25 protein-coding genes are annotated in these 26,918 nt (G+C 38.5%); all 25 read right to left on the bottom strand.

All coding sequences use genetic code 11. From position 1 onward, the window contains the following. Positions 1–14: 14 nt before the first annotated feature. The gene (gene nusA / locus RWM06_RS01365) at positions 15–1,151 is read right to left on the bottom strand and encodes a transcription termination factor NusA (protein ID WP_313969839.1); all 1,137 of its coding nucleotides are present in this window, start codon (positions 1,149–1,151) and stop codon (positions 15–17) included. A 43-nt stretch (positions 1,152–1,194) separates the two neighbouring features. Then, the gene (gene rimP, locus RWM06_RS01360; protein ID WP_001808916.1) at positions 1,195–1,674 is read right to left on the bottom strand and encodes a ribosome maturation factor RimP; all 480 of its coding nucleotides are present in this window, start codon (positions 1,672–1,674) and stop codon (positions 1,195–1,197) included. A 428-nt stretch (positions 1,675–2,102) separates the two neighbouring features. Then, positions 2,103–3,425, bottom strand: a complete 1,323-nt coding sequence (locus RWM06_RS01355) for an ISLre2 family transposase (protein WP_399553521.1) — start codon at positions 3,423–3,425, stop codon at positions 2,103–2,105. 368 nt (positions 3,426–3,793) lie between these two features. Next, positions 3,794–4,570, bottom strand: coding sequence for a Fic family protein (locus RWM06_RS01350; protein ID WP_313969837.1), 777 nt, complete (start codon positions 4,568–4,570; stop codon positions 3,794–3,796). A 42-nt stretch (positions 4,571–4,612) separates the two neighbouring features. Beyond that, a complete protein-coding gene (locus RWM06_RS01345; RefSeq protein WP_313969836.1) occupies positions 4,613–4,837 on the bottom strand; it encodes a hypothetical protein in 225 nt (74 codons plus the stop codon). A gap of 52 nt (positions 4,838–4,889) precedes the next feature. Further along, positions 4,890–5,696: a ParA family protein gene (locus RWM06_RS01340; protein WP_313969835.1), complete on the bottom strand. Its 807-nt coding sequence runs from the start codon at positions 5,694–5,696 to the stop codon at positions 4,890–4,892. Positions 5,697–5,905: 209 nt separating this feature from the next. Then, entirely contained in the window at positions 5,906–7,540 is a 1,635-nt protein-coding gene (locus RWM06_RS01335) for a relaxase/mobilization nuclease domain-containing protein (RefSeq protein WP_313969834.1), read from the bottom strand. Next, entirely contained in the window at positions 7,534–7,926 is a 393-nt protein-coding gene (locus RWM06_RS01330; protein ID WP_025169670.1) for a plasmid mobilization protein, read from the bottom strand. Before RWM06_RS01330 ends, RWM06_RS01335 begins: the two co-directional genes overlap by 7 nt. 216 nt (positions 7,927–8,142) lie before the next feature. Next, positions 8,143–8,559: a hypothetical protein gene (locus RWM06_RS01325; protein WP_313969833.1), complete on the bottom strand. Its 417-nt coding sequence runs from the start codon at positions 8,557–8,559 to the stop codon at positions 8,143–8,145. 70 nt (positions 8,560–8,629) lie between these two features. Beyond that, on the bottom strand, positions 8,630–13,408 hold the full coding sequence (locus tag RWM06_RS01320) for a PBECR4 domain-containing protein (protein ID WP_313969832.1): 4,779 nt from the start codon (positions 13,406–13,408) through the stop codon (positions 8,630–8,632). After that, positions 13,399–13,662 carry a hypothetical protein gene (locus RWM06_RS01315; protein ID WP_313969831.1) on the bottom strand — a complete coding sequence of 88 codons (264 nt, stop codon included), beginning with the start codon at positions 13,660–13,662 and terminating at the stop codon, positions 13,399–13,401. The genes RWM06_RS01320 and RWM06_RS01315 overlap by 10 nt, the downstream gene beginning before the upstream one ends. A gap of 20 nt (positions 13,663–13,682) precedes the next feature. Then, positions 13,683–15,482 carry a VirD4-like conjugal transfer protein, CD1115 family gene (locus RWM06_RS01310; protein WP_313969830.1) on the bottom strand — a complete coding sequence of 600 codons (1,800 nt, stop codon included), beginning with the start codon at positions 15,480–15,482 and terminating at the stop codon, positions 13,683–13,685. Then, entirely contained in the window at positions 15,479–15,997 is a 519-nt protein-coding gene (locus RWM06_RS01305; protein ID WP_313969829.1) for a hypothetical protein, read from the bottom strand. Before RWM06_RS01305 ends, RWM06_RS01310 begins: the two co-directional genes overlap by 4 nt. A 12-nt stretch (positions 15,998–16,009) precedes the next feature. After that, on the bottom strand, positions 16,010–16,849 hold the full coding sequence (locus tag RWM06_RS01300) for a hypothetical protein (RefSeq protein WP_313969828.1): 840 nt from the start codon (positions 16,847–16,849) through the stop codon (positions 16,010–16,012). Beyond that, entirely contained in the window at positions 16,803–17,075 is a 273-nt protein-coding gene (locus RWM06_RS01295) for a type III restriction endonuclease (RefSeq protein ID WP_313969827.1), read from the bottom strand. Before RWM06_RS01295 ends, RWM06_RS01300 begins: the two co-directional genes overlap by 47 nt. Beyond that, a complete protein-coding gene (locus RWM06_RS01290; protein ID WP_313969826.1) occupies positions 17,072–17,710 on the bottom strand; it encodes a hypothetical protein in 639 nt (212 codons plus the stop codon). Before RWM06_RS01290 ends, RWM06_RS01295 begins: the two co-directional genes overlap by 4 nt. 19 nt (positions 17,711–17,729) lie before the next feature. Next, complete coding sequence (locus RWM06_RS01285; RefSeq protein WP_313969825.1) at positions 17,730–20,366, bottom strand: phage tail tip lysozyme; 2,637 nt, start codon at positions 20,364–20,366, stop codon at positions 17,730–17,732. A 25-nt stretch (positions 20,367–20,391) separates the two neighbouring features. Further along, complete coding sequence (locus tag RWM06_RS01280) at positions 20,392–22,746, bottom strand: VirB4-like conjugal transfer ATPase, CD1110 family (RefSeq protein ID WP_313969824.1); 2,355 nt, start codon at positions 22,744–22,746, stop codon at positions 20,392–20,394. Beyond that, positions 22,706–23,053, bottom strand: a complete 348-nt coding sequence (locus RWM06_RS01275; RefSeq protein ID WP_000197456.1) for a PrgI family mobile element protein — start codon at positions 23,051–23,053, stop codon at positions 22,706–22,708. Before RWM06_RS01275 ends, RWM06_RS01280 begins: the two co-directional genes overlap by 41 nt. After that, complete coding sequence (locus RWM06_RS01270) at positions 23,050–23,271, bottom strand: hypothetical protein (protein WP_313969823.1); 222 nt, start codon at positions 23,269–23,271, stop codon at positions 23,050–23,052. The genes RWM06_RS01275 and RWM06_RS01270 overlap by 4 nt, the downstream gene beginning before the upstream one ends. A gap of 62 nt (positions 23,272–23,333) precedes the next feature. Then, positions 23,334–24,446 carry a hypothetical protein gene (locus RWM06_RS01265; RefSeq protein ID WP_313969822.1) on the bottom strand — a complete coding sequence of 371 codons (1,113 nt, stop codon included), beginning with the start codon at positions 24,444–24,446 and terminating at the stop codon, positions 23,334–23,336. Positions 24,447–24,487: 41 nt separating this feature from the next. Then, positions 24,488–25,234: a hypothetical protein gene (locus tag RWM06_RS01260; protein ID WP_313969821.1), complete on the bottom strand. Its 747-nt coding sequence runs from the start codon at positions 25,232–25,234 to the stop codon at positions 24,488–24,490. 27 nt (positions 25,235–25,261) lie between these two features. After that, complete coding sequence (locus RWM06_RS01255; RefSeq protein WP_125452386.1) at positions 25,262–25,486, bottom strand: hypothetical protein; 225 nt, start codon at positions 25,484–25,486, stop codon at positions 25,262–25,264. Between the two features lie 73 nt (positions 25,487–25,559). After that, complete coding sequence (locus RWM06_RS01250; protein WP_313969820.1) at positions 25,560–26,045, bottom strand: hypothetical protein; 486 nt, start codon at positions 26,043–26,045, stop codon at positions 25,560–25,562. Positions 26,046–26,108: 63 nt separating this feature from the next. Beyond that, the coding region (locus RWM06_RS01245; RefSeq protein ID WP_313969819.1) for an LPXTG cell wall anchor domain-containing protein at positions 26,109–26,918 on the bottom strand (810 nt) is incomplete at its 5' end.

Here is a 26,918-nt window from a genome sequence, read left to right as displayed (position 1 = left end):
TCCTCTAGCAGCTTTTATTCTTCTACAGTATCGTTTTCTGCTTCCAACTCTACTGAAGCAGCTTCTTCCATGGCTTCAAATTCACTAGCAGACTTGATATCGATACGGTAACCAGTCAAGTGAGCTGCCAAGCGAACGTTTTGCCCACGACGACCGATAGCAAGAGAAAGCTTGTTATCTGGAACAACCACTAAGGCACGTTTGCTGTCGTTTTCATCAAAGATAACTTGGTCAACCTCCGCAGGAGCGATGGCATTGTAGATAAATTCAGCTGGATCTGCTACCCACTCGATAACATCGATATTTTCTTCGATTGGTACCATACGGTCGCTCTTGGCATCGTAGCGAGCTGGATGGAACTTGCTAGTAATCTTCTTGATATTCGCTCCACCGCATCCAACGATTGTACCGATAGCGTCCACGTTTGGATTGTGGCTACGAACGGCAACCTTCGTACGGTCACCAGCTTCACGAGCTACGCTCATGATTTCAACAGTTCCATCATAAACTTCTGGGATTTCTTGCTCCATCAAACGTTTGATCATTTCTGGATGACTACGGCTAACAAAGACGTTCACACCACGAGGGTTGTCTTCAACCTTGTAAACATATACTTCAATACGATCATGAGAAGAAAAGACTTCTCCAGGAATTTGGTCTTGTTTTGACAATTGGGCTTCGATGCTGCCAAGGTTGACATAGATAAAGCGGTTGTCAAAGCGTTCTACCGTACCAGACATGATTTCTTGTTCATGTTCTTTATAAGTATTGTAGGTAATGGCACGTGTTTGCTTGCGCATTTTTTCCATGATGGTTTGTTTGGCAGATTGGGCTGCTACACGACCAAACTCAGCAGGTGCTTCTTCAAACTTAATCTTGTCGCCAAGCTCATAGGCTGAATTAATGGCAAGAGCATCTTTCAAGCTGATTTCCAAACGGCTATCAAATACTTCATCAACAACTTCACGGACAGTATAAACAGTAAAGTCACCTGTTTTTTCGTTAAAGTCAATAGCTACGCTGTCTGATTGACCATAGCGTCTGCGATAAGCGGAACGAAGCGACTCTACTACTGCGTCGATGATATCTTCTTTTTTGATTCCCTTGTCTTCTTCCAAAATGCGGAAGGCCTCTAGCATTTCTTTACTCATGTTTTCTTCACTTTTGAATCCTCAAAAGCTATCCTTTCTTTTTCTATAATTTAACTGCTAAACGTGCTTTTGATACTAAACTGTATGGAATTTGGACAGTTTTCTTACGCGTCTTGTCCATATATTCCATGGTCAACTCGTCCTCTTCGAAGGCCAACAGGGTTCCTTCAAAGACCTTTTGCTTATCGATGGCTTGGTAGAGCCCGACATGGATGTATTTCCCAACCGCTCCAGCGACGGCATCCTTGGTTTTCAAAGGACGTTCCAAGCCTGGACTAGTGATTTCTAGGAAATATTGTTCTGGGAAGGGATCTGGCTTGATGGTGTCTAGGACAGGACTGATCATTTCTGTCAAGTCTGCCGTATCGTTCAAGGTAATTCCTTCAGGTTTATCTACAAAAATACTGAGAATCATGTCACTGCCAATCTTTCCATACTCGATGTCCACGAGTTCGAAAGGCGCTTCTATGACAGGTTCTACAACTTCTCTGACTAATTCTACGATTGTTGCGATTGCGTCCACCTCCTCATAAGCAAGAGGCGAAGATATTTCCCCGCCTCACTTTCTCATATTCTTACTATCAGTATAGCACGTTTGCCAACTTATGTAAAGCAAAAGCACTTATACGTATGTGTCGTGATTTTTGAGAAATCCTAAATTTCCATATAAATACATGCAGATACACGAAAGGGCTAAACATTTTTGTATGCTCAGCCCTTGACAATGATTTTTTCTTATGCTATCATTTTAGTTGACTGAGTAATACAAGTGAGGTTTGTGTTACTCTGCGGAGTTGGAGGCTCATTTCCAACTCCTTTTTTCGTTGTTTTTTATATCTCTATTATACCAAAATCAGGAAAAATGTCAATTATTCCACGCCAAAAAAGCCCAAATCTCTCTAGAAATTGTTGCCTATTTATATTTGTGTTCCGTTTAAATTAGCACTTAAATTATTTCATCTTAAATATCTTTTCTATATTTTTATGTAAACGGGGGAGTTTGTAGTCTTTAGAGTCATTTTTAGGCCGAACACTATCCGCACTGATATGATCCAATGACGTATACTTATCATAGTTCTCCTTCCATTCTCCAAAAAATAAATCTCTTAATTTTCCTTCACGCTCTAACAATATCATATTCGCTACGGCTATCCCACCTTCACTTGTCCAATACATCCCTCTATGCTTCATTCTATACGTTATTTTTCTATGTTGGCTCTCCATAATCCCAATACCTGCCTTTGGAAGTCCTCTCATCTCCGCTGGTTTCGTATACTGAAAATTTCTAATTAATCTACTCGAATAATATTCAAATTTTTCTTGTCCTTCTTCACTACTAACCAAAGATTCTATAGCATCTAGTGAACGCCTTAATAATTTCTTATCATGCTCTCTAATAGCTTGAAATAAGTCTTCTCTCAACTCTCTCGGATAAGACTTTGTAAATTCTTTGATTTCTTTGTTCAAGTGATATTCGTCCCAAAAATGCTCATGCCTCTTAATATTAAATGATTTAGCAATTTCAGTAAATACATGTGGTGTATAACCCTTGCCACAGTCAGAATTGGTAACTAGTACGGTCTCATTTGTAATTTCATATTCATTTTCCAATAAATCCAACAATTCTCTACGAGCTGAGCGATTATCCAATCGGATAAGCTCTTTTTTATTTTCTAGCTCAAAACGATTTGGGCTAATCTGTTTTGATCCTGTATGAACTACAAAATGTGATAAATCCATATTCCTTTTTTCAGAACCATCTTCAGATGTTTTCACATATACACCATCTCCCTCTATGTAAATGATATCTGCTTTAATTTTTTCAATCTTCTTCTCTTCTTTAAAAAATCGATAATCATCCTTTTCTTCCAGTAATTGATTGGCTAATTTGACGACCTTATTGACGGTATCTTTAGTGACAGTTACATTATAAACCATCTCAATTGTCTCTCCTACCTGACGATAGGGTAGTTTTGTAGCTAGAACCGCAGCTTGATACAATAGTTCCTGTGAATGACGTACATTCTTTTCTAAGCCTAACATTTCATCAACTGGTATTCTACATTCACCATTCTTATACCAACGTTTTCTAGAAAAGGTCACTTCTCCAAATGTAAAAGCTACTGTACGTTCAGACTGATTTTTACAACGATATCCTTTAGATCTCATACTAGAGCTTATCGACTCATCATACTGTGCAATATGCTGTAAAAAATTTTGTTTTGTCTTTTCTTGTTCCTGACTACTAAATCTCAATTCATCAAATTGTTTCATACAATTTTTCATTTCCCTTTCAATTCTTATGAAAATTGTATGATTTTTAAAACAAGTCTTCAAATTTATTTTTGTTCCGAGAATAAAATAGGCTGTTTCTTTAAATTAAAATCAACACCCTATTTATTATTGAAAAATACTAAAGTGATTTAGTTGAGTATCAAAAGTTCAAATGTTTCTATTTCAAGGTAAAAATAAAAGCCTGATATAAGAACCAGGCTCAGGACAGTTGTCAGAATCATCATCTCACAACTAATATAACAGATTTTATAATTGTGGTTATATTTATGTTTGTAATTATATTTATAAATATAGCTGTTTTTCCAGGGATGACTTTCTTCTCTTAGCTTAAACTGTTGCACCTTTTCTTAGAATTTATCTGACTTTTTTATGAAGTTCCCCTCTTTCTCATCATTGATAGCTCCTTCAAATCCTTTATTTTTAAGATAATTCATATAAAAAAGTTGCTCCGATTGGAAATAATCAAATAATGGCTGTCGATTATCGTGAACCTGAAAGGATTCAAGTGCTGAATAATAAGTCGCCTTATTAATATCATCCACAATAAAGGGGGTAAGCCCTTCTTTTAAGCATTGTTTATACAAAAGCAATCGTCCTATTCGACCATTGCCATCTGCGAAAGGATGAATCCTTTCAAATTGTGCATGAAAGCTTGTTAAGTAATTCAAATCTTTTTGTTTTTTCAAATCATAGCCAATCAGTAAAGAAAGCATCTCATCTTCAGTCTGTTCAACAGAAGCTGTCGCAATTTTTCCTACCTCATTTTGCAATACTTTATAACGACCAACTGGAGCTATCGGGTTATGCTCAGAACTTGTTCCACTTTTTAGAATACGATGCAGTGTTTTAATATAGTCCTCTGTCAGTGGCTCGTTAACGGTATCTAAGATATAATCAAAACATTTAAAATGATTATTCATTTCTACCAAATCATCAATTTTGATTCCTTTTGCATCAATATTTGCGATTGTCTTTGTCTCATAAATTAAGCTAGTCTGCTCTTCTGTCAGACGACTTCCTTCAATTCGGTTAGAATTATAAGCAAAGCGTTTCTGTGTGATATCATAAATACCACCATGTACTTTTCCTTCTCTCTCTGCTAAGAGTCTCGTGATTAAATCCATAATTTCTCCTCGTAGCAATCAGATATAGTTATATCTGTTTTTTTATTGTAAACTTTCCAACCACTTATCAAGATAATCTGATGCAGACTTTGCGCCAGCTGCTTTTGCAACTTGATCTAACTTTTTCCGATTACTTGGCTTCAAAGTAAACTGGAATTGCTTTTTGCGTTCAAAACTTTCAAAATTAGCGACATCTGAAATCTGCTCAGGTTGATGGGTTGCTTCGATAATCTGCGAAATCTCTTTTTCTTTTGGTGTGAATGCCATAACAATCTCCTTCCAATTATATTTATAATTGTATTTGTGTTTATAAACATAATTATATTGTATCATAAATTTTTGAAAAAGTCTGTTCCAGCTCAGTGAAAAACTTTTTGTGTTTTTGATAAAGCTCAGGATTCTCCTTCATATCTGCAATAGAGACCTTATCAATCGTAGAATGATTGAATAGCTCTTTTGCTGGTACAATTCCTAGAAGATTGTCAGTTCCCTTTTCTTTGGCTTCAAGTCCAAGGGCTTCCAGTAATTCTCTTGATGATCCATAGTTTGGTCGAATCATATTTGCTAGAAAATATAACTCAGCAGTAATGTAGGACTCTCTGGTACGATAATCGATTACATCCTTTCTGAACGCTTCTAATCGAGTTGATAGATTGAATTTAGCATTATAACCAAACTCTGAAGGAGTCAAGGGACTAATAATAGCGTGACTGACCGCAACAGCATTTTTTGTAGCTGTCGCAAAATCTGGTCTACAATCAATCAAGATATAGTCAAACTGACCCAACTTCTTCTTTTCGTAGTTATCTTCTAACCAAAGATAAAGGAGCATGTTTTTCTTATCGCTGTTCTCTAAATCTCGCTCCACTGTATCCAACTGAACTGAACCTGGAATAAGACTAACATTTTCCTTGATGTGCTTAACATCCACGTCGCCTCCTTTGAAAGCATTCGCAATTGTATTCTGACTTTCGTAAATATTGTAGCATTGAGTCAAATTACACTGATGGTCTAAATCTATAAAGAGAACCTTATGGCCTTTCCTAGCCAACCATTCTCCATAATTAAATGTCAAAGTTGTTTTTCCAACACCGCCTTTAATAGCAGCAAATGTGATAATCTTCATTCTATTTCTCCTTCTCTTTTTCTATACTTCTATTATACCATTATAATTATATTTGTAAATATGTGTATATTTATATTTATAATTATTTTGCAATGAAGTTTCTCCTTCCCTTTCGCCAGCAATTCCTAGAAAAGGTTATCTCCCCAAATGTAAAGAGAACTGTTCTCTCTGTACGGAAATCATGACTAGATTGAAAACATCAGAAACTTCTACAAGACTTTTTCATCCTCAAATCGTCGGTCAACTTTCTCTTCACGACTACGCAAATGATCCTTAATATCTCTATAATCTGTGTAATGTTTTAGAGTATCGTCAAAGAATTCTTGTAAGGCTCCTTTTTCAATTTGGAATTGTTTGATCAGTTGACTGACATCTTCCAGTCCCATATCTTTGGGAACTCCTAAATCATCCAATAGTTGTACCGCCGCAAGACTATTTTCTGGAGATTGCTGGATGGTTAAAAGTGCTCCTTCAATTTTATGATAACGTCCAAGTCGCTCATCTAGCTGTCTTAATTCCTCTTGGGTAGCCTCTATCTTTTCATTAAAGCGCTCCTCCAAATGTTGAAATTGTGTTCCATCTGTCACGCCGTGCTCGACTAAGAAATTATATTCCTTAATCAGTTCACGCATAGAGGAAATTTGAGCGTTTTTAGTTACAAGTGTTTCTCCATTTTGTTTGGCTAATTGCCTTGCGACAGTCAAGCCCATCATGTATCTATTTTTTTGAGATTGATCAGGATTGAGAAAATAAAAATAGTCTTTCACTTTGATATAGATGGTATAATTTCCATCCTCATTTTTATCAACTTTATGAGAAGGTATTAAAATGGTACCACTATTTAAAGCTCCCATATCCATCTGCACGTAAATGCCTTGCTTGCTTTCTTGCTCGACCTGCCAGGATTCAACTTCCAATTTCAATTCAAAATCATTTGCCGTTTTTTCTTTTGATTCTTGATATTGTTCTTTCAATTCCTCCACATCAAAAACTAACTGATTCTTAGAAATTCTCTCTTTTATTTTTTCAAGAGAATAGAGTCCTTTCTTCGATAATGTATCATCTCGGACATTTCTTTGTTGAGGCTGATCAAGTAATTTATACTTAACAAATTTACCAGAGAACTCAACCTGAAGATCAAGCGCAGCTGCTTTATGTTTAAAATCTTCCAACGAGAGAGAGTGCTTCAGAAGAAAATCAAGACGTTCCTTGATTTCAAACCGATAATTATTTTGTCTCCGCCAAGCAGAATACTTTGTATAAGAATTTTTCATAGTAGGCTCAATAATTTTAGCGCCATACCGTGCCGCATGTTTGTCCGAAATGGCTCTCAAATTTTTCAGGGTTTTCTTTTCCCAGCGAAATTTCTTGAGCGTTGAGGTATTGGTGGTATTGAGTATGATGTGATTATGAAGATGATCTTTATCCGTGTGTGTTGCAATCACAAACTCATAATTTCCACCTGTCAATTCTAACATCGTTTGGCGGCCAATTTCATGAATTTGCTCAGGGGTCAAGTTATCATCTGGAGAAAAAGACTGGATAATGTGATGAGCCAATACTTGTTTTCCTGAAGATAATTCTTTCAAGTCGTCATCTCCTTTTTTAAAGGCTGCAGCCAATTTTGTCATGACCATTTCTTCATCTGCTACGCTATAATCTGAAATCCCATTGCCAGATACTAGCTTCATTTGAAGCTCACCGTTATGATAGACAAGAGGAAAATCAAGATCACTTTCTGCAGTTCCTGATACAAGAGTTTTCGCTTCATTCAGAATATAATTAACAGCTCTCTTCAAATTAGCTGGTGTTTTAATTTGAGTTGGAGATTTAATAACTACCATTCTTCTATATCACTCCTTACCGTTCGTTTCCGTTCCTGTAGACTCTGTTTTTCTGCGCTAGAAAGTTTGGCAGCTACCATCTCTTTCAACTCAGATAGATAGTCAATAACTTGTGCCACTTCCTCTGTCGTAACCCCTTGATTTTCATTGGCATGTTTGGCAATTTGGTTGATGTTCGTTCCCACTCGATTGATGGCAACTCGAAGGTCTTTCAATTCAGAAAAATCAATTTGCACGACTTTTCCTTGCACCAGTTGATTCTTCGCATAGTATTGAAAAGATGGAACTCCCATTTGGGCCATCGCCGTTTTAATTTGACGATCCTCCTCTGGTGTTAGTCGTATCAATTTTTGTATATAGCGTTTCCTATTTTCTCGTTTCTGCATTATTCTTTCTCCTCTTTCTCTCAGAATTTCTGGCATTTTCTGGGCAGACATCAGCCCCTGACTTCCTTCCGGCAAGCGTAGCAAATGGATATCCATTTGCGAAATTTAAAAAAATCAGAGAAGGAGAACCCTACAGTTTTCCTTCTTGATTTTCTCAGTTTTGGGGAAATCCCCAAGCCCCTTTCCTATATCTTTTGGAGTACAACTTCTAACATTTTATCGTAGCCAACTGAAGATGTTTTTGAAAATAGATGATTGCTTATCACTATTTTCTACAATTTTTTCTTTCTGGCCTTGCAACTTTTCAGCTAGGACAGAAAGTTGTTGAGTAGTTAGAGGCTGGAAAATAGACTGCCCAATTTGTATTTCTGTCAGTAAGATTTTTTCTGTGAGTACAGCTTGAAATTCTTCATCTGTAATCATCTTGAGTAGCTCAATATTTTCTTCTTCCCACTCCAAAAGAGCAGGATCTCCTTCAGGTAGTTGAGACTGTTCTTCCTCTAGTTGCTCCAGAATTTTTTGGCGAGTCAAGTCTTTAGCGTTTGGCGATATTCCTACAACTCTGTCTCCATCCATGATTGGAATAAAGTCTGAGAGGATGATGATCAGTTGTTCTTCTTGTTCATTGGTCATGAGTGTTGTCCTCCTTGATGATGGTTTGTTTTTAATTTGACCTTGGGTTTATTTGGGGTGTCCCGTTCGGTCATTTCGAGAAACCCTTCTCTTTTTTTGATTGTGCATCTGCTTTCAACTCCTGCTTGTGTTCTTCGACAGCTTGCTTGCCCTGATCTTTAAACTTCTCCAGTTTTTGTTCAAAACCGCGCTTCGTTTGTTTCTCCTGACTCAATCTTAATTGTTCCAATGCTTGATCCATCCGAACCATTAAACTTTTAGCTTCTTGTTGGACAATATCCAACTGTGCTTCTAAATCAGCAAGTGTCTCCTTATCAGTAGACCACCCAGATAAATAGTTAAAGGAGTACTCTGACGTATCAATACCATAGTATGAAGAAACAACATAAGCGACACTTTCAGCCTGAAGTTCAGCTGTGCTTCTAGTTAGATTTTCTTTTTGAGGATTATCTGCATGATGCAACTCTGCATGAGCCATCTCATGTAAGAAAGTTTTAATAATTTGAGCCTTGTTCATCTCATTACTACGTAAAACAATTTGATTTTCTGGGACAGAATAATATCCATGTTTATTATTTCCCATCTCCTCAAATCGAACCGATACATCATTTTCTTTTGCAATAGCCATCAGGGCACGGTAAAGATTTGCATAGTCCAAATCAGTCAGCTGTTCTTTAACTTCTGCAGCTTTTGGCATATCCTTTCCTTCTGTCTGACTAACATCAAAAACTGGCACTAAACCAAAGAATGTAACTGTTTCTGGTTTCCCATTTTTATCCAATATTGGTTGATTATTCTCATCCTTTTTGATTTTCGTCATAGGTTTAAAAATACGTAAAGCCTTCTCACCTTTTTTCACATAGCGGCCAAAGTTTTCTTTCCACTGCTTGAAAGAAGCTACTTGCCTTGCTTCAGGATTTTGTGCAAGAATTAAGCGTAAGTTGCGATTAGAATAATTATTTAGTTGGCTCATTTTCGTTAGATAGTCTTTGTACTTATCTGAATCCAGAAACTCCTTAATTCCTTCTTTAAGATGACGACTTAATCCTGCCATATCTTTATTCTGAATAAAATCTGCGACTGCAAGACTACCAGCTGCTAAAACAACCTCATCCTCTTGTAGACTCTCCTCGCCCTCTGGTTTAGAACCTAGTTTCGATCTAAAATCATACGGATTCGTTCCCTGAAGCAACTCCTCCTCATCAGAAACACCATCAGCATCCGCATCACTTTTCAAACCCTGTTTTTTGTGGACTTGTTCTTCTAGTTTGATTTCTTCCTCTTGTGATTTCTCAAATTCTTCTCGAACTGTGGTGATCGTTTGTTCAACTTTTTCTGATAAACTTTTGATTTCTTTTTGCCATTTTTCTACAAGAGCTACTTGTTCCAACGGAGAATCCTTAACTCCCAACTTCTCAAACCAAGCAGATAGATTTTCGACCTCAACACTATCCATTCCATCAAAGGAGATAAATCCAAGACGACTATCATGACTACTATCCGAAAAACCAATCGGACTATTTTCTAACACTCCGTAAGGTACTTGAGATAAAAGTTGTTCTGCGTAAGGAGTATCTTCCAAAGCGTAACTAAACTGAGAAATATCTAACTCACTCGCCAATCTCTCCAGATGATACTGAGTGAATATGGTCCCATCTATCTTCATCAATTCTGGGTGTTCTCTCATTTCTCGTGTTCCAAGTCTTTCTTTATGAGCGACTGGGTTAATCTCCTCACCGATATTGTAACGAATGCTATCCTGGATCAGTTCACCATCGGGAGCGTAGATACTAAACTGAATCTTAGTTGGAGAGATGTAGCCTTCTGGGTGACCACCAGTCACTTGTTTTAGCCCTTCCTGATGTAACTGATAGAAGCTCTGGTTGGCCTTGTATAGCTCTCTAGCAAATTCTTGATACGAAATCAGCTCTGTTTCTTTAAATGGCAATATAGGGCCTTCTGGGCGTTCCTCAGACCATTGAAGGCGTACATGGTAGTTCTCCTTATAGATATAATCTTGTTTCCACTCTCTATAAAAGTCTGAATTTGTATCTAGGAGATGATTTTCTCCTGCTGCAGCAACAATCTGATCAAATTTATCATTGTATTTCTTAGCATAATCAAGATATTGATCCCAGGCTTTATGAAATTCTTCTGGAGTTTTTGAGATGTCATTTGGAACACCTAAATTATAGACAGTATCCAAAACTTGAGTAAAAGTTACTGAATCAAGTGAAGTTTTATCTATAGTATTTACTGAAGTTGTTTGTTCAGATTCTTTAGGAACCTCTTCATACTGCTTATTTCTCAAGACAGATAGCATTTCCTCGCCACCATCTTTAACATATTCATCATTAATCGATAGCTGTTCAATCTGGCCATCTCTTTCTCTATAGACACCGAGAATTGTGCCAGTATCTATATCTTCCAGTTGTTTACTTAAATCCCCCTTCACTCTCATTAAAGATGCAGGGACATGAGTAAATTCCTTTTCTTTGAATAACAATAACAAATCAGTATCTTCTGGTCTAATTGCTTTTGAAAGATCCAGATTATTAAATTTCTTTACAGATGAAAGATCGTTAAACACAAAGGAGTCTGACTCTATCACCTCAGGTAATAAGTTCAAAACTTTTAGTTTATCCGACATTCCATTCGCAAATTTTAAATCTTTGAAATGCCCTTTCCCAGCTGCAACATCTTCAACGAATGACTCAGACAAATGTTCTACCCACTCATTATATATAGGTGTTACTCCAGTTAAGTGCATCCAATTTTTCTTGTCAAATTTAACATTTAGAATTTGGAATTGCTTTTCTTCTGGATTCCTATAAACATAATGGATACTTGTCCCTGACATTTCTTTTAAATACCATTGAGCCGAGTCTCTCATTGCGTTTGCATATAAATTTAACGTCCGCATGTTTTTCCTGAATTTTTTATTTGACATTCGATCCTCATCGATGGTAAAATGAAGACGAACATTGGCAGGAAAATCAGGTTGAGAATTTTTCTCAACGGGCTGCGGTGCTGTCCCTGGAGTTTCTACTCCTAAAGAACTGGAATTGCGATTCAATAGTTCGCCCCCAGTGTTAGTCTCTTGATAATTATCAAGGGACTTTTCTTTTTCTTCTGGGACTTCAATTATCTTAATAGGATGAGTATCAAGGCGTGACATCAAGTTATCCAATAATTCATGATTTAAAATCACTTCTCCCTCTTGCTCTTCCAGATAGTGGAACAATGTATTTGGAGTTACCACAAAACCATAGGTAAAGTCTCTTTTACCCAACTCAATCAAGGGATACTCCAGCATTAGTTCAATTGATTGTGATAGATTTTCAAGGGTTCTTTCACCAAAATAGACACCAAAACTGTCTCTTGAAAGGCTTTCTATCTGCTTGTTTGTATTGTAGGCTGCTATAGCAAGTTCACCAATGAACTGGGTTGAAATATCTACTCCCAAAGTTCTCTGATGAGGTTTCAATGCTTGATACAAGGAATCCTGCTCAGGTGTCCCTTTTTTCTTGTATAAATCAATCGTTTGATCATCTATAGAAGTCAAAAGAGAGTGGATGGGAGACAGCACTTCCATTCGCTTATCATTGAGATATTTTGTAGGATGGCTATTTCCTAACTTTGCAAAGACATCATACAGATAGAAATCTGGTGCAAATTCGATTGATAATTCTCCAGATTGAACCCGATTATTTAATTTCTTAGTTAATGCTTCGTTTTCCCGTTTTACCTCTTCATAACTCATCATTCTTCCAGCATTCTCCTCTGTATTAGCAATAGATTCTTGATTATCTAGAGGATGTTTTTCCTGCTTCAGGATTTCATTCCAGTCTGTCTTCTCCTGACCTTCACGTTTTGGTGGTCTTGCATCGACAACTGGAATTTTCTTCTCCCGTAGTTTGGTGATAAAATCTGTACCTGCTTTATCACGATCAACTGCCAGCGTGATGAGATCATCGTATTTGTGATCGTGGAAAAGTGTAGAGATTTCTGCTGCAACAGATAAAAATCTAGATGTACGTGTTAGTTCACTAGACTTGGTATAATCCCTTTCATCCATCGCAAGTTCCCCTCGCTCCTGTAATATTTCAAGAACATAGTGGGATAATACTCCCTCTTTCAATCCTTCCATCGCAACTAGTCTAACATCGTTTAATTCGCCCTTATAAAGCTCATAATAGCTCATCAAATCAATTGGTGCCTCTGCCACAATTAAACGCTTGGGAGAGCCTATAGAAACGTTTAAACCACTAATAGATTCTGATTGATACATAATTTGTTTCAAGTATCCCTTACCAGGATGACGTTCTTGATCAGGAACAAGTCCCTGAAGGCTCGCACCTACCAGTTGCTGATTTCTATCTAAGTATTTAAAAACCAAGACATCTTCTATAACACCATCTTTATCCTTACGTTTAGCTTGGGCTAATACCCCCTTCTCCAGGAAGAAGTCGATTGTATCATCAGAGAGACCTCTAATCTCCTTGAGATAGGTTCTAGCCTCTACAAATGGTTGTTCGTAAGGTGCTAATGTATAGTTGAAAGGTTTTCGCTCTTCCTCTACGGGTTTTGCTTCAGGAAAGGATCCTGTCTCTAAGAATACCATGGCTTCCTTATAGCTGACATTTCGCATTTGTTGCACGAGATTGATGGTATCACCAAAGATGTTTTGAGAATACCAATGCCAGGTATTCTTCACAGTATCAATCTTAAACGAGTCGTGTTCGGCCCAATAATACTCTCGGTGTGACTTTCTCTTCATTTCCATTCCGAGACTACGAGCTACTTCTAAAATATCCAGCGATTTTGCCTGTGCTTTTGTTAAAACCATCCTGTTTCCTCCTCGACCAATTCCTTGAATAAACGATATCCTTCAGGAGTTGCATCTAGTTCACTAACAACTAATGAGTCTTCCTGATTCGTTGTCACAAAAAGATGATGAGCTAATTGATAGAAAGTCTCCTCATCTGTCTGTTTGAATAGCTGCCAAATAGCATAACGTTCTGTAGCTAAATTTTCTAGCTTTAATGCTAAAACTTGTGAGATACTCTCCAGGTATCCTAATTGTATTTTTGGTGTTTCCATCCTACTATCCTTTCTGTATGTTAGGCCACGAATAACTCTTTTAGCTGCGGAGTCAAATCGTTAGCATATAAAAGCAAGCCGTCAATGTTTGTTCCTTTTCGAGTGTATTCGTACCAGTTTTCTTTGTCTTCAGGAGAACTTGCAATCTCATCTTTTCTAGGATGATCATAGACACTTGCTTTTTTATCTCTGAAGACATTTTGTTTAGAAATAAAGACCAATCCTTCTTCTACCCCAATTCTTGCGACTTCATCTGGAGTTAGAAGGGGACGGCCTTGAATTTGTTTATTTTCACTTGATGAGCCATTACGATAACTATGCGATTTTGAGGTGGATCTAGTACGTATAGTCTGCTTACCTGACCTTGTAGAATAGTATTCCATCGTATCCTTGTCATTTGTCCCTAAAAATAGGTGAGTAGCACAGTTATTAAAGATTGTCTTCCAATCGCTTTTATATAGTGATTCTAGCTGATTGACAGCTTGGATGATAATCTTAATAGACATCTCACGACTACGAATAGAAGATAGAACCTGGGCGAAGTTTGGAATACGGCCAATTTGTGCAAACTCGTCGAAGATAAACTGAATGTGGCGAAGATTTTTTCTACTGTAGCCAGGCACTTTTCCTTGCAGGATATCATCAGCCTTATGTGTGAGAACCTCAAAACCAATCGCAAATAAGATTGAGGAAAGAAAATTAAAGGCGTTATTGGTTTCAGGAATAGCAATAAAAACGGCTGTCTTTTTCGTATTCCAGGTATCCATTTCCATGGTATCCTCACTGATCAAGTTTCGTACATCTTCATGATCGAAGATAGAATAGCGAGAAGACAAAATCGCTACCACACTGTTTCTTGTCTCGCCTCTGAAGTTTTGGAATAATTTCCACTGTTTATAAGCATAGTTGTTGGGTTGATGTTCGTTCAATTCTTCAAACATTTGCTCAACAGGGCTTGGTACATCTGGATCCTCTCTATACATATTTCTTAATAGATCCGCAACGTGCCCCAAGTTTGGCATATATAACTGGACTCCAGTTTCAGGATCCTTAGAGTCAAAATAGAGATAACCAATCAATGCACGTTGCAGCATCAACTCTGCTTGAACCCAGAAGTCCTCTCCAGTATGCTCACTCTTCTTCGTTCCCTCAGTAATTGCTTCAGAGATATGATCAATATCTAGCTCAGACTTCATGTAATGAAAAGGATTAAACCGATCTGAATTCTTGAGTCGAATCAAATCAAAGATTTTAACAGCATAGCCAGCTTTCTCAAGCATCTTCCCAACTTCGTGTACCAGGTTTCCTTTAGGATCTGTCACAACAAAATTTGAGTTCATCTGCATTAAATTTGGCAATACAAAAGTAAAGGTTTTACCGTCTCCTGGAAGACCAATGACAATCACATTTTTATTAAGCTGGACATTATAGGCTAAGCGAAAGTTAAATAGCCCCATTTTGACCTGTTTTGAAAAAATCATATTCTTCTCAAAATCAACGTCTTCAAATCGTCTCATTTCCTTCAAAGTCGCGAAACGAGCACTACCTTGTTCTTCTCCCTGACGATATAAATTCTTATCGATAGAAGTATATACAAGCATTGGGAGACCAAATCCAATCAACCCTGCATATAAGGCTCCTGAGTCAAAGAAGAGACCAAAAGAGAAGCGTTCCCAGTGTTCTAGCAACCAACGAAGTCGCAACATTCCCATGAAAGGTACTGCTGCAGTCGAAAGTTGGTAGTAATGGTAAAAGGACTGGAAAATTACAAATGAAAATAGCCCCACCATAAGGTAGGGCCATATAGGCTTTCTAATCATCGTGCTTTTTCCTTTCCAATATCCTTCGTCACTACAGAGATGGTTCCCTTGTACACCGTATGACTCTTGTAGTAGGCTATTTTGTCTTCAGGAGTCATTTCGTGTGGTTTCTTCATTACCTTTTTCGCAAACTCCTCCAATTTTTCTGGGCTTTTCGTGATGTCTGCTAACATCTCTTTGAGAGCCTTTTCTACCAGGGGACGATTTTTTGTTTCAAAGAAGAGATAGGTTGTACCATCTTTTTGATGATAAGTAAAACCCACCTTATACTCTTCCAAGTAATGCTTTAGCTTGGCTAAGTGGACTTCACTGTTTAATAACTTCTCAACATCTTTTTCAGACTTGGTGGCCATAAAGTCGTTGAATAACGTCTCCCCTTCAAAAGTTCGATTTGCTGCCTTATGTTGTTTCTTGTCATAGTGGGCTTTTGCGAGGGCATACAGAGCTTGTATCGTCATCTCCAGAGTAACTTTTCCTTTTAACGCCAGAGAATGACTGACTTTTTCTTGATCCATGTAAAACCTCCTTTATTTTGGATAATTGGACAGTTCTGGATTAGCAATAACCTGGAATCCGTAAGGTGCTGAAGGTTCTTCCTTTACAGTAACTACCAAGCGTTTCTGACTTCTGTTCTCACCGTCTTTCACGGCTACTACATAGGTTAGCTGATAAGTTGCTTCATCAACAATCAAGCTAGATTCCAAAATCACAGACTGCAGTTGACCTGCTTGTCTATCTATCGTTAATTGAGGAGCTACGAAATCAGCCATTTTCCCTTTATCAGAGTAAAGGGCTGGCAAAAAGTAACGTGAAAAGGCATCTAGTTCCCCTGTTTTTGACTGAATGGTTTTTAGATTTGAAAGTTCCTTGGATACGGCCGAGAGTTGCTTTTCTTGATGGTAAACTAGCGTAAGTGATAAGCCAGCAAGTGTCAGACTTCCTGCTAGACTCAATAACACCAAAACTCTTCCTAAATACACCCAAAAAGAGCGTTTAGAAGAGGTTCGAGGTTTGGGAGTTTCATGTTTCAAGGAAGAGGCTTCAGCTTTTTCTTCAGGAGTCTTCTCTTGATGTTTTGTTTTTGGCTGGCGCTTAAAGAAAGAGGTTTTTGCTTCTTTTGGTGCAGCCTCCTGTTTATTCAATGTACCAGGCTTCAGGAAGAGGCTGTCTGCGATTCCCTCAAACGGTAAATAGACATCTTCTTGATAGATCACTACATTCTTTTTATCCAGCTCCTCTACCAATAAAACGGCCTCTGCCTCCTGATGCTTAACCTTGGCATTTTCTCGCTCCAGGGCTTGATAAACAAGGTCTCGATTCTTATACGTTGTGGTCGTGTTTTGTGTCAGATTGGTTAAACGGTACATGTTTTTCAACTCCTTTCAATTTTCCTTCAGCAAGAGCTGTTTCAATATCAGCCCAAGTTAAATTATGTTCGGCCAAGTAGTTTGACCGTTCCTCATGTTTGGCCAGAATGATTTGAGTTTCTAGCTGCTGCAGTTTCTCTTCTTCCTTCTTGGCCTTGCACATATAGTCAGCTAAGCGGTCTTCCGCTTTCTGTTTTTGTTTTTCCAAAGTTTCTAATTTTGTCATTGTTCCTTTTTCCCTTCTGTTGTTTGGTTAGTACTTGGTTTGTTTAATGATGGAATACTCGCCTTTTCGCTGGCGTTCAAGCTGTCTACAATCAAAATGGGGTCAATATGATTTATCAGGTATTTCCCATCTTGCTTGCTGAAGCGAAGCCGTATGGTTCTTGAAGATCCTACGTTTGTTTGGGCGTTAGTATAATCATACTTCTTCTGTAACTGTGTCTGAGTGTATCTCACTTGAGCTAGGGCAACATTATTTTCTTGATCGATGTAGATGGTAGAAGACTTCATCTGTGTATCCACTACATAGCCCTTATAGGTTTGTACCGATGGTTCTTCTTCAGAGTTCACTTCCTGATTGTAAGCAGCTTCTGTCATATAGGGTAAATAGCGATTTCTATTTTCTCCAAGATCCTGCTTATTGAAGTAAGCCGTCAAAAATTCCTTTACATATTCTTGCGTTAGTTCGCTTCCCTCTGCTTTGGTTTCTTGTTGCGTGGTTTCAGCTTCCTGTTTAGCTTTCTTTTGCGCTGAGGTTGCTGCACCAATCCAGAATACGAATCCTAGAACTAACACAACTCCTATAAATATTCCTCCTATTTTAAGGAGTTTCAATTTCTCCATATCTATCATTTTCATGATTTACCTTCTTTCTTTTTTAATTTGGTGTCGCAAATGTATAGTAGTAAGCTGGATAGATAACACGAAAATGGACCTTATCCTGTACACCTTGGATATTACATTCCGAAACGAGGAATGAACCATCTGGGGTCACAGCTTCCACAATCGCAACATGACCGTATTCACCTGGTGTCCCACCAAATCCACCTAGAACGGATACAACAGCCCCTCTCGTTGGTGACGTACTGTACTTCCATCCTTTTGCGACTAGGCTTGTTACCCAATCCTGACCATTGCCAAGGTAACCATAAGATCCAGATAAGTCCGTAATCGTTCCTAGTTCGACTAAACGGTTATAGGCATACCAAGTACATTGGCCAACTGGATAGCCACTTCCTTGTTGTGTCGTCATGGAAGCTTGTGTAGGAGGGTGTTCCACTTTTGACTGATACTCTGCAGGGAAATTCCAGGAAGAAGCTAACTCTCCACCTCCTCGAACTTGTTGAGTGAGAAAAGCGTGGATCTGCTTAGCATTATTCTGGCGCTCTAAGACCTTATCTCCAGAGTTTCCTTCCCAATTTACCAGGAAACGCTCTGTAAGCGTCTCTACATCCTCTGTACTAGTTAGAATTGAAGTTAGTCCTGTAATATAGTAAGGAGTATCCCCCTCCAACATAAAATCCAGCTGCAGTTCCAAATCATACCACTTCTTATTCTTAGATTTTGCATAGTTTAATAATAGAGTATGTCTCGTGGAGCCATCCGCTGTATCTGTCCACTGTCCCAATCCTAAACCTCGTCGAAGAATATTTGGGTATCTTCCGTTATAAATCGCTGGTCCTCCTATAGCTAACCAGGACTCATCATCCCAAGAAGAAGAATCAGCCCCTACTGGAGGGCTAAGGTAATCTCCTTCAGCACGTTTAGGATTAATATTGCTTTCTGTTGCAAAGTTTCCAAGCATGGCTGCCAAACCATTATCTGTCAGCCCTGGTACCTTTTGCTTCAAGTAATCTTTTATCGCTCGTGATTTTTGCCCCAAATCGCCATTAAGTGTGGTAATGACTGAGGTTGTCTGATTGTACGTGACAGATTGAAAGTAAAAGCCTGGATTAACTGATGTCCACTTTTCTTTCTTATCCTTCGTCTCTTTCTCCTCCAATTTTTGATACTGAATGACCTGGTAACCATTTGACGTTACCTTACCAACTTCATCTCCAGTTTTGACCTGAACACCGTCAGACACACGGATATTTCCTACCTCTTCATAAGTAAAGATGGCTTTATCTGTTTTGATGGATACAGTAGTATCATCTGTCACACTGACTTGACCGTCAATAGGAGCTCTTAGAGCTTGTCCTGTTGAAGCTTTTAGTTGTGTTTTCTCATAGATTTCACTCTTAGAGGTATAACCAAACCGCTTCAGGATAACTAAAGGAGCTTGATAAGAAGGGTCGTCTTCCTGGTAAAAGGGATTAGCTAGTTCTTGATAAGAGGGGTATCGACCAACTTCTTTAGTCAAATCCTCTAGCTCTTTATACTCTTCTAACTCGCTATCACTCAACTTAGCCCACTTTAGATCTGACGAGGGGCCATATAAGTCAGCCATCTTTTTCAAGTTATGAGGGTCATCATTCAAATGATTCCAAAGATCATTCAAGGCATCAGAATAGTGATTAAAACCTAACGTCCCAGCCCATTCACCACCAGTTCCCTCATTCCAGTTGCTTTCTGGTTTCCACTCACTACCGTAGCGAAAGTTCATGAAAAAGATCATGTCATCGATGTTTGTCCAATAGTCTACCTTATCATTTGACTTCTCTCGATCTCGTTTACTGATTTGGAGCCAGGACTTGTTCAAATCAAATTCATTTTGTTGGATAGGGCCACTTCCTCCAAAAACTGCCATAAATATCCCTAGAACGGCAAAGATAAGAAACATCAAGAAATAAGACTTGACTGCTAAAGGATTGGATAAGATCGAACGCAGGGGCTTTGTCGCAACCTTCAAAACCTTCCCTGTCCCTCTTGACACCTTCCCAAACTTTGAACGTGCAAGTCGTTTTCTGGCCTGTTTCATCTTTTTGCTGAGTTTTCCTTCCCAGGAGAACTCTCTAGGTGTTCGAGTATACCCTCGCCCTCTGATGAAATTATAGCTTTTATTGAGCTGTCCATAGCTGTGATTGATTGAATACTTGGATAATTTTCCTACAGCATTTAACGCTCTTTTAGAGGCGTTTACCTGGTACTTAAATTGACGAATGTTTTGCCTCGCCTGAACCCAGTCTCCAAGAATCTCATTATCTCTGACTGTCTTCTCAACGTCGTGTCTCGCTTTCATTCGAGCACTTTGTTGTGCACGTTTCTTTAGGCGATTAGGGATATAACTGTCATCAGCATTTTTAGCTCGTTTATAGAGCGTTGTTGCAATTTGTTTTTCTAACTTTGCTCGATCACGTTGTTGCTTAAAGAAAAGACCTCTAGCTGTTGCTTGAGGTCCTTTGTGTAGTTTATAATCTTTGTTCGCTAAGCGATAATTCTTCTTAGCTTCTTTAAATGCAACTCTTGAGTCTAAACGTGCTTCTTTAAGATTTTTTTCTGCATTCAGGGAGGATCCTTCTTTGATCCTCAGCTTACGCTCCTGTTTTAATTGATTGGGATCACTTTCAAACAAAAGAAATCACCTCTCTTTCTATTTTTTAACTATCCGTCGCAACTAATTGATACAGTTTGGTATCTTTAGGAATAGGGTTTTCAAATGGAACAATCGTATCTCCAGCCACAATCAAACCCGTACCTTTTGCTTTTGGTCGCAAGACAAATCGCTCCAACGAAGGCGTAAGAGGAATAACCTGCTCCAGAGCTTCTAGGTCTGTCCGTTTCAGCTTCAGGAGGGCTAGAAACTCACAGTTTGCGACTAGCTTTCTACCTTCTTCCGTAGATAAAACAGTCTCTGGATTCTGTGTAATCCCTGTTGGAATGGCCCCATATTTACGAATACGTGAGTATAGTTCTGTAAAGAAGGTTGCTTGCAGTTTATTTTTGAAGTATAGCTGCAACTCATCAAAGTACAACCATGTAATAGCTTTTCCTTGATTATTGACTACCTGATTCCAGATGAAATCCTGAATCACCAGGAGGGCAAATGGTTTCAATTTACCACTCAACTGCTTGAGATTGAAGATAATAAAGCGACTATTCATATTGACGTTTGTAGGATGTGCGAAAATATCATTTGATCCAACCGTATAAGGTTCAGCCTTCAGCGCCAACTCCTTGGCCACATCTTCAGGTTGACGTTCCAAAACGGCTTGCCAATCCTTAAATGTTGGTTTTTCAAATTCCTCATAGGTCTTTCTCGTTACACGGTCAATCATCGCAAATTCATCGTCTGATACCTCAGAGAATATATTTTCAAACAAGGTTGATAAGAGGTTTGATTTTTGGCCAATCGGGTCACTATCTTCTGCCTGCAGTTTATCCTTATCAGGAAGATCCAACAAGTTAAAGTGATGTTGCGTTCCAGGAGCGATTGTGATAATTTCTGCACCCAATTCTCGACCAATACCAGTGTACTCATCTTCAGCATCGACGATAATAATATTATCTTCAGGGTAACGTAGAGTTGTAGGAATTATCTCTCCACCTTTAGCAAGGACAGACTTTCCTGATCCTGAAGTCCCAAAGATACAACCTGAACCTGTGTTCAAGTCTTTCTTGCGGTCAACTGTGATAGCGTTCTTAGATAGCTGATTCTGGCCATAATAAATTGCACGTGGACTGTTAGATCGAAGATCTACGTTGGTAAATGGGACTTGTGTAGCCAAGTTACTGGTAGTCATATCTCTCATAAAACGGCGTTTCACATTGATAAATGGAATTCCAATCGGTAGAATCGTATTCAAGGATTCTTCCTGGTACAAGTAACACTTATCCAGTTCTACCGTATTCTTACGGACAGATCGTTGAACCTGCTCTGTGTAGATATTCAACTCTTCCAGAGTATCAGCCATGAAGAAAATCGTCATCACACCTGAAAACATTTTTTGGTCATTGTCCTGGAGTTCTTCAGTCCATTTCTCTGTTTCGCGAGATGTCTCCACAGCTTTCCCACCAACGGCCAAGTCACTTCCATAGCCTTCTTTTGCGGCAGCCTTCTGACTCTTGATCATTTCCCTGCGTACACTTGACTTAACTGTCTTGATTTTCTTCAAGGCATCTGCAGTATCATAGGGCTTCGCATGCAGACTAATAGCCAGTTCAATTCCTGTATCCAGGATATTCTTAATCAGTTTGTCATTCAAGAAGGTAGGATATTGTCTAACATACATCACCCTTGCGAAACAATCATCAATTTTCATATAATCTTTTTCAAACTTCAGATAGTTTGGAGCTACAAAGTCCCTGGTTGATAGTCCAGAAATAGCAATGTCTTCATAGTTAAAATCAATAAAGCCTTCTCGTCTCAAGAGTTTTCGGAATATAAGAAGGCGATCTAATCCCTCTAATTCCTTAAAGGAGATTCCTAAGCCACTATACTGACTTTCAATAACGCTAGCTGTATCATCAAGGATTCTTCTAGCTTGATGATCCTGGTCAGTTTGGGTTGTAATCGTCAGATATTTTTCTACCTTGAAGGTATTTTGTTCCTGAGAGAAGCGATCATTGATCATCGCATTGTATTCTTTACGATAATCGTCATACCCATCTCCAACCAAATCATAGCGGATTGAAGATAAGCTATTGCTTTCTACCCTACGATTCAAGATCAATAGCTGCATATCATTATCAATGTCCAGCGAATTAAAAATATCAGCGTTTGTTTCAATGATATCAATTCGCTCATCATCTGTTGCAGTAATGTAGCTTGTATCACCTAGACGGTAGGTCTTTGAAAATTGATCATTTGTAATTTTCATAAGTCCATCGGGTGTCAGCCATTGATAATTAAGACTATTCTGTGTAGAGGCCGTCATGGTACGTCTCAGACGTTTGGCCCGTTCCCGTTCCTCCTTAGAGAGTTTCGGGGTTTTCTTTCGGCCGAATAAATTCATTTCTTGTGTATTCCTTTCTGTCATAATCTGTCTGATAAGAGCGTTCCTGCTTGGTTAACATGAAACGAACATTATCTTTAATTTTCTCATCGAAATAACACCCGAAAATAACAAAAGGCGCTAATAACAAAATATCAACGCCATAAAGAATAGTATCAGGTGCCTTCAGCCAATAGAGGATGGTAGTTACAACTACTGTCAATGCTATCCCAAATAGTAGCACTAACTGTCTCAGTGTCATATATCCTATAACTGGCCTTTCGTAGCTATCTAAAGCCTTTAAAAATTCACTGCCTAAACGTGTCATTCTATTCCTTTCTTTCCATTATCTGGGCCGTAAAAGGTATCTACAATTCCTGCAGAGCGTAAAGCAGATTCCAATGCCGATCTCGCTAGCTCAGAAGCTGCAATACCTCTTACCTTCAATTCCCATAACTCTTCCTCTTTTTCCTTAATTAAATTATCCATCCAAGCATTGTCTTGCACAAGCTCATCTCGCCGTTGGTTGAGTTCTTCCAAATTCATACTTTATCCTTTCCATCAAAAAAACAGCTCTGTTTTTAGAACTGTTTCATTACCTGCTATTTTTATTTATTGAAAAGTCTTTGCCAGAACGATCGTTTTTGTAAATACTTTATCTTCTCTTCTGCTACATTTTTCAGTCTACGTAAACGTTGTGATTCATTGGTTAGACGTTGATTCTCAGAGATAATTTCTCCTTTTTCCTGCTTCAGTCTTTGTTTATCTGATTCTAGTTTTTGATTATCCTTTTCTAACTTCTTGTAATACTCCTCCTCTTCACGATAGTTTCTCAAAATTGTTTTGGCTTGCTCAATTTCTTTTCTCAGCTGGTTGACTTTCTCAGTTTTTTGATTGAAGTTCTCTTCCAACTTCTTAATTTTTGCCTGCAATTCCTGACACTGTTCCTCATAAGTTTTCAAAGTTTTGTACTTCCTTTCATTATCATCTAAAAAGACAAATGCTTCTATGTGGTATTTATCAAAATTCCCATACAGTTTATAGTTTGTTTCCTGATAAACTTTCCTCACTCTAGCAGCAATACTTCTAACCTGTTCAGGTGAAGTAAATTCTTTAGGAACATAAATTTTAGTAGATTCAGGGAAGTGAGCTTTGGCTTCAAACAAGGGAATGCCTTCTTTAGCTAATTTTATCCGTTTAACAGGTTCTGGTCTTCTGGTGTTATAAAATTCAATACCTAGTTGACCATTTAAACGGTAGTATTCAGAATAAGGATAAGTCTCATCAATATCAATCAAGAGCTTTAGAATAACAAAGTCTTCATCTTCAAATACAATCCGTTTCATCGGAGAAATAGCTTTAGGAAAAATATGAGCCGTATGATTGTCATATTCAATCTGAAATTTCTCAATAGTCTTGAAAGCCTCGATAAAAGCATTCAGCTCAGAGGAATACTCAAAGCTACTTTCTAACCCCTTTAACGGGCTCTCTTCACCTGGATAGTAACTAAAGTATGGTTGACCTACATAGCGACCATCTTTTTTCTGGCTACTTCTTGGATTAACCTTGAGACCCGTTTCCAAATCAAAAAGAGTCGCCTGTTCTTTCGGCGTCGTAATAATTTGTGCTCGCCCCTTTAGAGCGAGTGCTTGAAAAGCATTCACAATCTCTTCTTCTCCAGATTCTTTCCGCCATACTGCATAAAACTTCGAAACAGCCATACCATCCCTCCTTCAGCATTCTCTCTTCATTATACCATAATCTAGTTCACCTGCATGATATTCTTAGCCATGCGTTGGCTGCCAAATAGCATAATAATGTAAATGATTCCTTTTGCAATGGCAACTAAAGCACTTGTCCAGGCTCCAGTCTTATCAACTGTCAAGAGATCATTCGTGACAATGGCTGGGTAAAGCATGATAATAACCACTAGAATCAATCCCTGAAGGACAGCCGCAATATAGAGCTTAAAGAAGCCGAAGCAAATTGGACGTAGGCTATCCACCATGTAACAAGCGACAATAATTTTAGCGATTCCCTTATACGTGTAAAGCGTAAAGGAGCGCAACAAGATCAATAACTTAGTTGATATCTGACCAACAAAATCAACGACCCAATAAATAAACTGGAGCATAGCTTTAGCTATAGCATTGACTCCTTTTAAATCTGGCAACTCAGTTTCATACGGACTAATACTTGCGCTAGCCACCGCCTTAATTACAACGTTAAACAACCAAGACAAGGCATCGAAAATCGCATCCACATATAGGATAAAAAAGAGGGCAATGGCATACTTGAGGATTTCTTCAATCCAAAGCTGAAAAGACAACTCGCCTCCGTTGCTTTTAAGATGCTGGTGCCAGTTCATGATATTGATTCCCATAAAAAGGAGAAGAAGCAAAATGCCTACCTTCTCCATCGAACCCGAAACAGTCTCCATCAGCTGATAGGCTGTCGCATTATAGTCTTTCAGACTCATGGTTAGTTGATCAAGTGTGGATTGGTTCATAAAACCACCTCCTTTTTCTTCCTCATACTAGCCAAGAGATTGAAGACCTGAAGCCAAAGCTGTAAAGAGAGCTTTTAAAACAGCACCAATAATTGCGCCCAATATGATACTCTGAAGTCCTTTATCCTTTTTATCATCCAATTCCCGTCTGATTCCGATTACTAAATCCCAGGCACCCCAAGCCGCCCAACCAAGACCGATAATTCCACCGATATCTCCAATTTTGTTAACAAAATCTACAACTGCATCCATTCTTTTTTCTCGCTTTCTTTTTATAAAAAAGGTACTAAGAAAGATTCCTAGTACCTACTTTGTTTATTTAATACTATTTTTCATCCTCTGGACGAAAGGTTAGAGAGAGAGCTGTAATCACAGCTAAGACAACGATAATGGTCGTTTCCCACCAGTGATAAATTGGGACACCTTCAGGCATTATCCAATCTTTGAACCAATGTTCAACACTTGTTGGAGCACTACCTTCTTTTGTCAAAAATGCCCAGTAGCATATAACCAGAAAAGCCACAACAACCTTAAATACAACCCAACCAATTGCTGTCGCAATCAAGCTCTTAATCAGATTAAAGATAAAGAGGAGAAACATGAGTGGAGTCGCAACCATCAAAACGGCAGCTCTCGCAATTACACTCGGTAGATTCTTTATTCCTGACCAAATGGTTTTTCCTAGCCAACGTAGGCCTTTTTTCCACTTCTTCCCTTCAGGTTTGGTGACTTCTGATTTTGTTTTAGTTGGGGTATAGTATCTATATCCACTTCTAGTCACATGTGCATCCATTTTCGTGTCCTTTCTCATCTCTCTTCCCCCTCTTTTTTATGGCTTCATTATACCATAGATGAGGGGGAATTTCTAGATGTTCTATTTTTTATGTTTACGAAGCCCAGCTCCTGCAAGACTCAACAATCCCAAAATCATTCCTACAACTGAAAGCATGCTGCTTGCTGTTCCTGTATTTGGTAGTGAAGGATTCTTAGGTTCTTGTGGTTTTGGCGACTCAGGAGTTTTTGGCTCTGGTTTTGGTTCCGGTTTTGGCTCTTCCTTTTTCGGTTTTTCCAGTTTTGGTTCTGGTTTAGGTTCTTCCTTTTTCGGTTCTTCTGGTTTTGGTGGTTCTGGAGTGTGGGTTGTTACCTTTGCTCCCGTTTCTTGACTGTTGACAATGTTCACAAATTTATTTTCGATTTCTCCACTTGCGATACGTTCAACTTCAATATAGAAGTCGGCATCAAATGTGCCTTTAATTCCTAGAGAGTTTAAGAAATCTTGATTGATAACGTAAGACCACTGACCACCTTTGTCATCCCACTTAACTGTCACAAGTTTCTTGATGAACTCTGAATTTGTACCTTGATTGAACTCAAAGGTAAAGGCATAAGAGCTATCTTTGGCAATCTTATCCCCTGCCTTAACCACTTTACCATCCTTCAATGTCACATCATAAGGTAACACAAGCTCTTTTTCTGCTGTGTATTCTGTACCCTTGATGATACCTTTCCAATTACCAGTATAGCGGTCATGCTTCGTATCGAGCTTATCCAAACCGTCATATTGAGACAACGGATGGTGTCTTTCTGGAATCATTGAACCATCAAGAAGGTACTGAATCAACTCACCCATTTGAACTTCTTTACCGTCAAGGACTTTCTTGCCAGTTTTATCAAGTGCATGTTT

This window comes from uncultured Streptococcus sp., assembly GCF_963516575.1.
In the GTDB taxonomy this organism is placed as follows: Bacteria; Bacillota; Bacilli; order Lactobacillales; family Streptococcaceae; genus Streptococcus.
This window is presented reverse-complemented; position numbering and strand designations above follow the sequence as displayed.